The sequence below is a fragment of the Acinetobacter lwoffii genome (assembly GCF_024129685.1).
GTDB lineage: Bacteria > Pseudomonadota > Gammaproteobacteria > Pseudomonadales > Moraxellaceae > Acinetobacter > Acinetobacter lwoffii_X.
In genome coordinates, this window is record NZ_JAMXXL010000009.1 from 1 (window position 1) to 11,829 (window position 11,829).

11 protein-coding genes and 1 pseudogene are annotated in these 11,829 nt (G+C 40.8%); 3 read left to right on the top strand and 9 right to left on the bottom strand.

Going from position 1 to position 11,829, the window contains the following annotated elements; translation table 11 throughout:
* Window positions 1-135: pseudogene (locus NI464_RS05955) on the top strand (IS5/IS1182 family transposase); the annotation flags it as partial.
* A 3-nt stretch (window positions 136-138) separates the two neighbouring features.
* On the opposite strand, the gene NI464_RS05960 reads toward NI464_RS05955, so the two are convergent.
* The 8 genes from NI464_RS05960 to uvrB form a co-directional block, all read right to left on the bottom strand.
* Window positions 139-522, bottom strand: coding sequence for a hypothetical protein (locus tag NI464_RS05960; protein WP_004646515.1), 384 nt, complete (start codon window positions 520-522; stop codon window positions 139-141).
* A gap of 30 nt (window positions 523-552) precedes the next feature.
* Complete coding sequence (locus NI464_RS05965) at window positions 553-927, bottom strand: winged helix-turn-helix transcriptional regulator (protein ID WP_004646514.1); 375 nt, start codon at window positions 925-927, stop codon at window positions 553-555.
* 182 nt (window positions 928-1,109) lie between these two features.
* Window positions 1,110-2,567 carry a glyceraldehyde-3-phosphate dehydrogenase gene (locus tag NI464_RS05970; protein WP_004279679.1) on the bottom strand — a complete coding sequence of 486 codons (1,458 nt, stop codon included), beginning with the start codon at window positions 2,565-2,567 and terminating at the stop codon, window positions 1,110-1,112.
* Window positions 2,568-2,843: 276 nt separating this feature from the next.
* Window positions 2,844-3,890, bottom strand: coding sequence for a hypothetical protein (locus NI464_RS05975; protein WP_228719734.1), 1,047 nt, complete (start codon window positions 3,888-3,890; stop codon window positions 2,844-2,846).
* A 57-nt stretch (window positions 3,891-3,947) separates the two neighbouring features.
* Window positions 3,948-4,574, bottom strand: a complete 627-nt coding sequence (locus tag NI464_RS05980) for a hypothetical protein (RefSeq protein WP_228719733.1) — start codon at window positions 4,572-4,574, stop codon at window positions 3,948-3,950.
* A gap of 109 nt (window positions 4,575-4,683) precedes the next feature.
* Window positions 4,684-5,622 carry an EamA family transporter RarD gene (gene rarD / locus NI464_RS05985; RefSeq protein ID WP_004730115.1) on the bottom strand — a complete coding sequence of 313 codons (939 nt, stop codon included), beginning with the start codon at window positions 5,620-5,622 and terminating at the stop codon, window positions 4,684-4,686.
* A 162-nt stretch (window positions 5,623-5,784) separates the two neighbouring features.
* The gene (locus NI464_RS05990; protein ID WP_004279677.1) at window positions 5,785-6,372 is read right to left on the bottom strand and encodes a lipocalin family protein; all 588 of its coding nucleotides are present in this window, start codon (window positions 6,370-6,372) and stop codon (window positions 5,785-5,787) included.
* A 144-nt stretch (window positions 6,373-6,516) separates the two neighbouring features.
* Window positions 6,517-8,538 carry an excinuclease ABC subunit UvrB gene (gene uvrB, locus NI464_RS05995; RefSeq protein WP_004646510.1) on the bottom strand — a complete coding sequence of 674 codons (2,022 nt, stop codon included), beginning with the start codon at window positions 8,536-8,538 and terminating at the stop codon, window positions 6,517-6,519.
* 362 nt (window positions 8,539-8,900) lie between these two features.
* Here uvrB and NI464_RS06000 point away from each other — a divergent pair, with 362 nt between their 5' ends.
* The gene (locus NI464_RS06000) at window positions 8,901-9,689 is read left to right on the top strand and encodes an A1S_2505 family phage non-structural protein (protein ID WP_004646509.1); all 789 of its coding nucleotides are present in this window, start codon (window positions 8,901-8,903) and stop codon (window positions 9,687-9,689) included.
* 286 nt (window positions 9,690-9,975) lie between these two features.
* On the opposite strand, the gene NI464_RS06005 is transcribed toward NI464_RS06000, so the two are convergent.
* Window positions 9,976-10,155 carry a hypothetical protein gene (locus NI464_RS06005; protein ID WP_004646507.1) on the bottom strand — a complete coding sequence of 60 codons (180 nt, stop codon included), beginning with the start codon at window positions 10,153-10,155 and terminating at the stop codon, window positions 9,976-9,978.
* 449 nt (window positions 10,156-10,604) lie between these two features.
* Between NI464_RS06005 and NI464_RS06010 the strand changes: the two genes are divergently transcribed.
* Entirely contained in the window at window positions 10,605-11,702 is a 1,098-nt protein-coding gene (locus NI464_RS06010; RefSeq protein ID WP_004646506.1) for an OmpW/AlkL family protein, read from the top strand.
* The last annotated feature ends 127 nt before the right edge of the window (window positions 11,703-11,829 follow it).

Consider the following 11,829-nt stretch of genomic DNA (forward strand, 5'->3'; position numbering starts at 1 on the left):
ATATGTTTTGTAGATTAAAGCAATTTAGAGGAATAGCTACTCGATATGACAAGCTCAAAAGAAATTATCAAAGTTCTGTTGCTTTAGCCTGTATATTTTTATGGCTACCTTTATAGGGTTAATTATGAACAGTAAATGTCAACAGACCCTAGTAGATTTCTTAATTTGTATTCTTAAATCATGAAATTCATTAATATTTTTCTGACTCTTTTCGAAGCTGATATTGCTTACACAAAAACCGCTAAATATTTCATTATTAAGTGTTCTTAATTCTAATATGTTAGTGGTTATATCTTTAGCTAAGATCGCTACAACCTCACTCCCTTTCTGCTCTCGCCAACTGTTATATGTCATCAATACTGCAACAGGTGCAAAGATCGCTGCTGACCAAAGCAAGAGATTGGTTGCTAAAGTAATATCAACTTCTAAAAGTTTAAAGATTGCATATATTGCTATGCATAAAACTAAAATAATTGCGTACACTGCTAATAGAGTAGCAACCAGATTTTCTGACTTTTTCATGTCATTGCTCCGCCCCAAAAGCAATTCACCCTATTTTGCTACGCGCGCTTTATTCTCTACAATATCTGGCAGACTTTTCTCAATCCAGCCAATTAAATACATGATTTTTTCAGCCGCTTGTGAACCGGTAATCGTCAATTGATATTCCACTTTTGGCGGCACCACCGGATAAACCGTTCTCAAAATAAAACCATCCTGCTCCAGCATTTTTAAAGTCTGGGACAACATTTTTTCACTTACCCCTTCAATCCTCTGTTTCAGTTCACTGAAACGATGCACCCCTTCACTCAGGCAACGCAAAACCAAGACCGACCATTTATTGGCAAGGTGTTCCAATATTTCACGTGATGGACATTCAGTTGATAAAACCTGCCCCAGTAACGGGCTGATTGCATAATTTGTCATACTATTCTCACAATATTTTTATTACTTACTCATTTTAATATACTTACTCTTTGTAAGTTATCAGATTAATATTTCACCAGCAAGTAGATTTCTTGATTCTTACTAGATTGGGAACAATCCGCTGTAAATAAAAATCATAAAAAAAGAGCCTCAAATGAGACTCTTTTTTTGCTAAATACTAATTATGCATTAGTTTCAGCAGGAACTTTTGGATAGCTTACACCGCCCATTTGTTCAGCAATACGCAATACCTGGCAGCTATAACCCACTTCGTTATCATACCAAACATAAGCAGTTAAACGGTTGCCTGAAGTGATCGTTGCTTGCGCGTCGAATACACCTGCAGTGCGTGAACCGATAAAGTCAGAAGATACCACTTCAGTCGAGTTGGTATAACCGATTTGACCTTGCAGGCTAGAACCGATTGAAATCTGACGAATGTATTCATTCACTTCATCACGATCAACGTCTTGACCTAAAGTCAGGTTAAGAATCGCAAGAGATACGTTTGGTGTAGGTACACGTACAGAGTTACCTGTCAATTTACCTTGAAGAGCTGGAAGCGCTTTCGCTACTGCTTTCGCTGCACCAGTTTCAGTAATGACCATGTTCAATGTTGCAGCACGACCACGACGGTCTGCTTTATGGTAGTTATCGATCAAGTTCTGGTCGTTCGTGAACGAGTGAACTGTTTCAACATGACCATTCAACACTGTGTATTTGTCATGCAATACTTTCAGTGTAGGTGTAATCGCGTTAGTCGTACAGCTTGCAGCAGAGATGATCGTATCTTCATCAAGGATATCCGCTTGGTTTACACCGTAAACTACGTTCTTCATGTCACCTTTACCAGGTGCAGTCAAAATCACACGAGCAGCGCCCGGGCATTTAAGGTGTTGAGCAAGGCCTTCAGCATCACGCCATTTACCCGTGTTGTCGATCACAAGTGCATTGTTGATACCGTATGCAGTGTAATCTACTTCAGAAGGATTAGAAGCATAAATCACTTTGATGAAGTTACCGTTGGCAATGATTGCTTCGTTTTCTTCATCTACAGAAATTGTGCCTGCAAATGGACCGTGAATAGAGTCACGACGAAGTAAAGAAGCACGTTTTTCCAAATCACCATCAGATGATTTACGAACAACGATTGCTTTCAGGCTAAGACCACGACCCAGACCTGATTGACCAATCATCAAACGTGCCAGGATACGACCGATACGACCGAAACCATAAAGAACCACATCTTTATGTTCTACAGCAGCAGCATTGCCTTCGATCGATTTAACAGCGTCTGCAACAAATGCATCGATGTCGCCGCCTTTTTCTTTAAATTCAACAGCAAGTTTACCCAGATCAACTTCAGCAGAACCGATGTTTTCTACTTTCACCAATGCTTCAAGAATTGGGAAAGTATCAACTACAGAAAGTTCAACGTCCAGTACGCGAGTACGGCGGTGTGCTTTCAAAATCTGAATCACAGAGCGGTTAATTAAAGAGCGACCATAAACTGTAGCTACAATATTTTTTTCACGATATAACTGGCCAACAAGGGCAATCATACGTTCCGCAAGTTCTTCACGGTTTTTCCAGCGACCTTGGTGTTCTGCATGGAGGGCAACAATAGTGTCTTTGCTCACAGATACGTCCTCTAATTAATTGTAAATCTAAGCATAAATTTCTAAACCCGACAATTGTAATGGAATTGGCCGCAAGTTTGAATCAAAAGCTCGTTGAGACGGGTGGTTTTTAACGTATATTCACTATAAATTTCAAAAATAGTTGTAATTAGCTGAATGATTTTGCATCCGAAAATGCTAAAGACCACTATTTTTCAGTACCTGACACAAATTTGTTAAATGTTGTTTATTCAAACAAATCTAAATTTCAAAATTTAGCGTCCCGCCCTGTTCAGGCTAGATTCTACTCCCTGCTGAAAAATTCATGTCCAGACTCATGGAGGCATTGAAGTTTTCTACATCGAAATCATCATAGGTTTCGGGCAAGTGAATAAGCAAAGGTAAACGGGTCAGGCCATTATCCCCAGAGGGAAAAGCATAGTGGCGATCAACCTGCTGCAAATGCTGCAAACTTTCAAATTCCAGAAATACACTACAGTTTTCATGTGTTCTTGGCACCTGAATAATTTCCAGAAACATACTGCGCTTTAACTGCTGTAATTGGTTGAGCGCGGTATCAATTGCCTCATCGAAATTATTTTTACGCCATAACTTTTTAAATACGGATTTTTTCTCTTCATCCACTTTTTGCCGCTGCAGTGTATTAATATATTTTTTCAGATCCCGGTATTGCTGTACATTTTCAGAAATCGTATTTTGAATATCCAAAACAGCCTGCTGTGAACGCTGATGCATGACTTGCCATTCATTACGGTAGGTAGGAATAAAGGTTTCCGCTTTACGCTTTTCCAGTAAACGGATAAAAGCCAGCAGCTTATATTCAAAATTCTGGATGTACTGATTAAACATGAAACCCGGCTGGGACTTGAAATCGCGGTAATAGGCCAGAATTTCTGTAAATATTTTATGGACATGCAGATACAGATAATCAAACTCTTCAATATGCGATAAATGATCACGAATGGCATCCCGCATCGGCAAAAGCAATTCACGCGTCATAATTTCTTCAAACTGTTTCAAGTGACGTTGTGCCACCACATCGGCATTTTTCTCTACAACGTGAATGGGCTCAACCAGTAAAGGTAATAACTTCTGTTCAGACACCTGTTCCAGTGTATGCACAATGTCGGTTACATCCAAATGAATCTGACTCTGTAAAGTCACCATCCGCTGCATCTGTGATTTCAGGGTTTCTACCACCGCTTCATCCATGTCATCCTGCAAGTCCAGAATCAGGATATTCAGATAGACCTGATCTTCAAGTGCACCTTTTTCTTCAATCAGGAAACGACGAATAGAATACGAGTTTTGCTGCACATCCATCACCGGCGCAACGATAAATAGAAATTGCGAGGTACGGACAATATCAAAATGACGAATCTACTGCTCTTTAATGAGGAAATAACGGAAAAGTGGATGCGTCATTTCTGCAGTCTGTTTTTTTAATAGCGGCTTATACCAATAACCCAACAATTGCTGCTTGATAAAAACTTCAATAATAAAGCATTTGATTTGCTGTTCGGTAAGCTGACGCACCCCTTCAACCGGCTGTAAGCGAAGACCACGAATAATCTCAGCAGCATTTAATAAAAATGTACGACGCAGTTCCAGCTTTTCACGCTGCATCTGAAAATTTTCATTGACGTCAATTTTATCGATTTGTTCAAGTACGTTTTCTAAGTAGTCCGCAATTTGCAAGCTATCATTCAAACCCTGCAAACTTTTCAGTGACAAGCCAAAGGTACTGGCATAGTAACGCATCCGGTCATTGAGAAATTTTTGGCTAAGACGTTCTACCGAATGTTGAGCCTGATAGCGGTATTGATCCATTTCCTGATCCCAAAGAATTTTCTTGGGCTTTAAAATTTGAAAATCAATACTTTCTTTTAATTCGGGTGAAACTTCTGCCAGAATAGTACGAAGCTCTCGCTCCCAATTTAAATCCAGACTTGGTTCCAGTTGTGATAAACGTGCACGTAACTGATATGGAATCGCAATCTGTGACATGTTTATCCCCTTAATATATCGAAAACATTATTTTAAACAAAATGGTAGATGATTTTAAAAATAATCAGGTCAATATTGTCTGACGAATATAATGCTTATGCAAACCACATTATTCATTATTTTTTCTGATTTTTTCTAGCTGTGCAGCTTTATTTGCCAGCTCATTTTTTTTCAGCTGCTGCTGTTTTAAATGCAATATTCCTTCCACAATCAACAGTAAAACAGCCAACCAGATTGGAATATAGGTCAGCCATTCACCTGATTCCACACGCTCACCCAGTGCCATCGAGGCAAAAGCAAGCAGTACCGGCTCCAGATAACTCAACAGCCCAAAGATGACAAAGGGTAAATATCGGCTAGCCAAAATATAGCTACCTAAACCGAGCGCACTTAAAAAGCCCAATCCAAGAACTGCCAGGATCAAATGAGAATGACTCAACATAAGCGACATAGAATCGCTATAGATAAAGCCCAAATAAAATGCCACAGGCAAAATCAGAAATAGATCCCACCAGAATCCACCAAGATGATCGGTCGCGAATTTACGCCGCATAAAGAAATAAAGTGGATAAGCTAAAGCGACATAGACCGTTTCCCATGCGATTGAACCGATCCGCCAGATTTCATGCCCTACCCCCAACATTGCCAGAGCAACGGCGACCATCTGGAAAGATGACAATTTTTCTTTATAAAGCACACAGCCGACCAGCACCATCACCAGAGGTAGCAGAAAATAACCGAGCGAGACTTCGAGGCCACGGCCATTGATAGGTCCCCATAGAAATAACCACAATTGCGTGGTACACAACAGTGAACTGATCAGCAACCAGATCAAGAATGAAGGCTGTTGCAACACCCGCTTAAAGATATTGCTAATATGTTTCAGATCACCCGACCACCACATAAAGGCTGTGAGGAATGGTAAAGTCGCCAGCATACGCCAAGCAAAAGTCTGTTCACTATCTAAAGGCTGTAAAAAAGGCGTAAATACATACAGCACTCCAAAAACCACAGAGGCCAAGACAGATAACGCGATGCCTTTATACATAGTTAAACTCTACTTTCATTCGCCGGCATTATAACGATTAGTACAATAGAAAGCTTGATGCTTCATCTATTTAAAATGTAGTTATCTCTCGATTTTAGATTGTCTTTCGACTCATAAAATAAAAAACCATGCCATAGCATGGTTCCCATTAAGACGATCTTTTTATCTTTGAGTTTGTTTAGTATGAATTACATCACTCAGGTCATAACCGACAGACTGTGCATATTGTAAATATTCATTTACCACATTTTTATCCAATTGAGGATCACGTGAGAGTATCCACATATATTTACGTTTTGGCTCACCGACCAGAACAGTTTGATAATTTTCATCCAGTTTTAAGACCCAATAATCGCCACGAGCGACCGGAATCCAACGAATAAAGTCTGGTAAGAAACTGACTTTTAACTTGGTATTCTGCGGTGGATTTTGCACAAATGCCTCGCCCAATGACTGGGTTTGTCCACCATCTTTTTTAATGCAGCGGTTATCCACCACGATATTGCCATTTTCATTTAAAGTATAGGTCGCTGTGACATCGCGATCACACTTGTTTTGAAAATACAAAGGTTTGCGTGCTACTTCGTACCATGTTCCCAGATAACGGTCCAGTTCAACTTTCTCAATGGTCGGTAATGGCTCGTCTTTCGCATAAGCCATGGTAGCGGCGCCCAAACCAAGAAGAACCGCACTACCCACCGCAATTTTTGCCAGCTTTAATCCAGTACGTGAAAATTTTTGAGTTGTCATAAAGATACCTATTGCATGTTCACAAAATATTTATTTAAAAATTTCTGTTCATACAATAGCTTTATCCAATTCCTAAATTTGTTACATTATGTTTTCTTTGTGATTGATTTTACGTCATTTAAATAAGATTTAATGCAACAACAATCAATCAAACATCTGGGCTTTTAAACGCACAATTTCATCACGCATACGCGCAGCCTGCTCAAACTGAAGCTCTTTGGAAGCTTTCAGCATTTCCTTTTCAAGCTTGTTAATGTGTTTCGCAAACATTTTTGGATCTGCCATGATATGCCGCTCATCTGCACTGATCGCACGTGCCTGATCCGAGGCTTTCAATTCAATTAAATCATCATCCAATACTTCACCGGTATCAATTTCCTTGATCACCTGACGCACTGCACTGCGCGGGGTAATGCCATGTTCTTCATTAAACTGAATCTGCTTGGCACGACGACGGTCTGTCTCATCAATGGCTTTCTGCATCGAATCAGTGATTCGGTCTGCATACAGAATCGCCTTACCTTTCAGGTTACGTGCAGCGCGGCCAATGGTCTGAATGAGAGAGCGCTCGGAACGCAGGAAACCTTCTTTATCCGCATCCAGAATGGCGACCAGTGACACTTCCGGCATATCCAGCCCTTCACGTAGCAGGTTAATCCCAACCAGTACATCATGCACTCCAGTACGCAGTTCATGAATGATTTTGACACGTTCAACAGTATCGATATCCGAGTGTAAATAAGCGACCTTAATCCCGTATTCTTTCAAATAAGAGGTTAAATCTTCAGCCATACGCTTGGTCAAGGTTGTAACCAGCACCCGCTCATTAATATCTTTACGCAAATTAATTTCTGAAAGCACATCATCGACTTGCGTCAGAACTGGACGGATTTCAATTTCTGGATCAATCAGACCAGTTGGACGTACCACCTGCTCGACAATCTGTTGGGATTTTTCCAGCTCGTAACGTGCGGGCGTTGCGCTGACATAAACAGTCGTCGGCACAATCCGTTCCCATTCCTCAAATTTCATCGGCCGGTTATCCAGCGCGCTTGGCAAACGGAACCCGTAATTCACCAGATTTTCTTTACGCGAACGGTCGCCCTTATACATGGCGCCAATCTGCGGCACCGTCACATGTGACTCATCAATAATCAGCAAGGCATCATCCGGAATATAATCGAACAAGGTTGGTGGTGCTTCACCCGCAGGACGGCCCGACAAATGCCGTGAATAGTTTTCAATGCCGTTGGTATAACCCAGTTGTTGCATCATTTCCAGATCATAGCGTGTGCGCTGCTCGATGCGCTGGGCTTCCAGCAGCTTGTCATTTTCACGGAAGAACACCAGTCGCTCTTTGAGTTCGTCTCGGATGGTTTCAATCGCACGGGATAAATTGTCTTTCGGCGTAACATAATGGCTTTTAGGATAAATAGTGACGCGAGGCACTTTACGAACCATTTTCCCGGTCAGCGGATCAAACCAGCGAATGGAGTCAACTTCATCATCAAACAGTTCAATCCGGATCGCATCCTGATCCGATTCTGCCGGGAAAATATCAATAATTTCGCCGCGAATACGATAAGTACCACGCAGAAATTCCAGTTCGTTACGCGAATACTGCATCTCGACCAGACGGCGAATAATATCATCACGGCCAATGCGATCGCCTTCCACCACATGCAGCAACATGCTCATATAGGCATTCGGATCACCCAAACCATAAATGGCAGACACCGATGCGACAATAATCGCATCACGTCGCTCTAAGAGTGAACGGGTCGCGGAAAGGCGCATCTGGTCAATATGGTCATTAATTGCAGCATCTTTCTCGATAAAAGTATCTGAAGATGGAACATAGGCTTCTGGCTGATAATAATCATAATAACTGACAAAATACTCAACGGCGTTATTCGGGAAAAACGCTTTAAATTCGCCGTAAAGCTGCGCAGCCAAGGTTTTGTTATGTGCCATGACTATGGTCGGACGCTGGGTCTGGGCAATGACATTGGCCATGGTATAGGTCTTACCAGAGCCTGTTACCCCCAGTAAAAGCTGATCATGAAAACCCTGTTCAATGCCTTTGACCAGCTTTGCAATGGCCTGTGGCTGATCGCCTGCTGGTTGATAACTGGTCACTAATTCAAAGGGCTTTTTATCACTCATAGCTTTCGCTGACTTCGCTGCGGATATAGATTTGATTTATTATGAGGGTAAATTGGAATTACTCAATCCCTGCTTAGGTTTCTGTTTGGTAAAATAAAACAATATTACTATTCATTATTTGTTAGCGCTTTAATCGCTATCTGCTTTGAAAAATCATTAATAAAATATACAGTTACAAAGGGAATAAATACAGAACAAACTAATCATTTTCAGCCAGCAGCTTTATTTGGGCGTACTCGGTATCCTGTTTTGGCTTATGGGTGAAATACTCTATCTGTTTGGCTAGTCCGGCACAATTTTGCCTTGACCCCTTTTCATTTCAAAGGCAACATGAAGATCAGGATGGCCTAGAATCGACAATTATGACTTACCACTATCACGATGAAAGTATTGTTAAATCCCTTCCGGAAAATACGGTTTTTGTTTTTGGCAGCAACTTGGCTGGACAACACGGTGGTGGAGCAGCCAGAACGGCACTTGAGCATTTTGGTGCAGTCATGGGCGTGGGTCGTGGCTGGGCGGGTCAGAGCTATGCCATTCCCACCATGAACGAGCATTTGCAACAAATGCCGCTCTCACAAATCCAGCACTATATTGATGACTTTAAGATTTACACCAAAAATCATCCTAAAAATAAATATTTTATTACTTCCTTGGGCTGTGGGATCGCAGGTTATAAGGTCGAGGAAATTGCACCGATGTTTAAAGGCATCTCACGCAATGTCATTTTCCCGCAATCTTTCCGTCCTTTTGTCGAAAAGCCGCTGCCAAAATTAAGCGCAAATTTTTTACACACCATATTCCGTGATTCGGTCATTTTAACTCCGGCCAGTGATGAGTTGATTGAAGAACTGCCTTTGACCGAAAATGAAAAAAGCTTGGCGAGAATTATTTTAAATACCCAGATCTATCCGACCGACAGCAATGGGCGGGAACGTGTCTTTGAAATTGAAGATATCCTGCACAACCTGAATACCAAGCTGGTCGATTTTCAGAGCCATTCAGAAGGTGCCATGTTGTTTGGAGGCGTGATTTTAGCACTCCTAGAACTTTATAATATTAACGAGAAAGATTTTATTGATGTCTGGCAAGGTGAGCGAGAAATTGCGCCACCGAAACCGGAAAATAAAGCGCGTAAAAGCATTCGTTAGTGCTATCAAAATATCTTTCAAAAAAGCCAATGTTTGAATTGGCTTTTTTTATGGACGGCTAAAATGTCGAATATGAAATCAACCAGGTGTGGATTTTATTTTGGTCGGCATTTAGAGAGCTTAAATATTTCGTTTGCTTTATTAAGAATAAAATTGAAAAAAATTTGGATAAATCTGAGTTTTAATTTCTTTTTGTTCGAAAATTAAATCAAATATTGATCACTAACTCCCTAAAAAATTCCATAAAAAAAGCCATGATTTATCATAGCTTTTTGAGTCTGATCAATTAGCGTTTGCCCATTGAACGGCGAGTGCCACGTGGTGGCATCCAGGTACGGTCAGCATAACGCTGTGGTCTTGGTCTTAAATCTTCCAGAACTTCTTCTGCAGCATTTTGCTCTGCCTGTTTGATCGGGAAAGGTAAATTAACCAGGGGCTTTTTTTTGGGAGGAGTTTGGGTGCTCATGTGATTCACTCAATAATATATGCAGCTATTGTACAAAAAAACTCAGTCGACTGGGTAGCAGGATCTTGGATAAATTCATATGCTTTTGTTTTTGAAAAATAAAAAATGATCCCGTGATGGTAAATGCTTGAATCAATGCAGCCTAAAATTTACCTAAACTCTTCTCTATATCTTCCATGATAAAAATTCATAGGATTGAAATTTTAACGCTCTCAAGAGTAAATTTTCTTCACTTTTATACTTCAGCTAGTAGGGTAAAGTAATGATTTTTACATACTACTCATTTCTTAAAACTCAAGAGAGATAAACAAAAAATATACATCGGTTACCAATATTAACCATCGCTTAACTTTTGACCTGTTGTTCTATAACTGAATTTTTTAAGGCAATTCACATAATTAGTTAACTAGAAAAACGAATAAACAAACTGGACATGGAGTTCCAAATCAATGAAAACATTGCTGGCATGTATGGCAGGCCTAGCCACTTTACCTATGGTCGCGCATGCAGATTCCCCTTATTTTAGCTTGCAAGATGGAGATGGCTTTAAGCGCTTTTCGGTATCGGTCGGTGCATTGCATGTGATGCCGCAAGGCAAGGCCCAGCCCTTTAAAGTGAATACTGCTGTCAAAGAAGGTGAAACATCACAAGTAGGTGATATCTCAATTGACTCTGTGAAAAATAATCTTGATCCAGACATGGATCCAAACCTTTCCTCTGTTTTTGTTAATATTCTGGATCGACTTGGTACAGAAACACTGCCTGCAGCGCTCAGTGGGCGAGCTGAAATTTATGGACTGGAAAGCTGGAATAATCCTGGTACTGGCCTGGAAGCGGATGATGTCACCACTTTAGGCATCATGACCAATTACTATTTTACCGATAATATTTCTTTTGAAATGAAAGCCGGCATTCCACCTAAAGTAGACTTGCAAGGCAGTGGTAAAATTTATGCTCCTTTCTCTGCGCTTGCGACTCCAAGTCTTGATTTGATTCCACAAATTCCAGGTGGAATTGATTTACCCGGCATTGAATTAAAAAATGATATTCTCATTACTGATCTGGAAGCTTATGGGCCGGCCGCCTCTGCCCGCGCCTGGACACCTGCCTTTGAATTCCAGTATCACTTTGGTAAAACAGGGATCAATAAATTCCGGCCTTATGTCGGCTTAGGTGTGATGTATGCCTATTTCAATGAACTGGAAATTAACTCACGTACCGAGCAGGACCTGATTGCTGCCGGACATATGATTGCCAACATTAAACGAAACAAAGCAGGTGCTTCTCTAGATGGTACGCCAAATGAAGGGGCCGATCCAAAAGTCAAACTTGAAGCATCCGATGCTTTCGCGCCCGTGGCCACGGTCGGCTTTAGCTATGACTTTAATGACACCTGGTTTGCTGTAGGTTCAGTCTCTTATGCACATCTAAAAAATGACACGACAATTACAGTGACAGATGCAAATCTAGGTGAACTGATTCGCTCTAAAGCCGATATCGAAGTCAATCCGATTCTGGCCTATGCCGGGATTGGGATGCGTTTCTAAGCTCAATATCCGATTTTTAATTAAAACGGCTTCGGCCGTTTTTTTAGGCTTAATATATTAATAAAAAAAATTTATCTTTTGATCAATATTTATTTAATCGCCTCTATTGCTTGAATCGAATACTATA

What these genes read in the sequence shown, in the direction of transcription:
- uvrB (WP_004646510.1), bottom strand. Translation starts at nt 8,538, where the DNA reads ATGAGTGATAAAAAGCCCTTTGAATTAGTGACCAGTTATCAACCAGCA.
- NI464_RS05960 (WP_004646515.1), bottom strand. Translation starts at nt 522, where the DNA reads ATGAAAAAGTCAGAAAATCTGGTTGCTACTCTATTAGCAGTGTACGCA.
- NI464_RS06010 (WP_004646506.1), top strand. Translation starts at nt 10,605, where the DNA reads ATGAAAACATTGCTGGCATGTATGGCAGGCCTAGCCACTTTACCTATG.
- NI464_RS05965 (WP_004646514.1), bottom strand. Translation starts at nt 927, where the DNA reads ATGACAAATTATGCAATCAGCCCGTTACTGGGGCAGGTTTTATCAACT.
- NI464_RS06000 (WP_004646509.1), top strand. Translation starts at nt 8,901, where the DNA reads ATGACTTACCACTATCACGATGAAAGTATTGTTAAATCCCTTCCGGAA.
- NI464_RS05975 (WP_228719734.1), bottom strand. Translation starts at nt 3,890, where the DNA reads ATGGATGTGCAGCAAAACTCGTATTCTATTCGTCGTTTCCTGATTGAA.
- NI464_RS05990 (WP_004279677.1), bottom strand. Translation starts at nt 6,372, where the DNA reads ATGACAACTCAAAAATTTTCACGTACTGGATTAAAGCTGGCAAAAATT.
- rarD (WP_004730115.1), bottom strand. Translation starts at nt 5,622, where the DNA reads ATGTATAAAGGCATCGCGTTATCTGTCTTGGCCTCTGTGGTTTTTGGA.
- NI464_RS06005 (WP_004646507.1), bottom strand. Translation starts at nt 10,155, where the DNA reads ATGAGCACCCAAACTCCTCCCAAAAAAAAGCCCCTGGTTAATTTACCT.
- NI464_RS05980 (WP_228719733.1), bottom strand. Translation starts at nt 4,574, where the DNA reads ATGTCACAGATTGCGATTCCATATCAGTTACGTGCACGTTTATCACAA.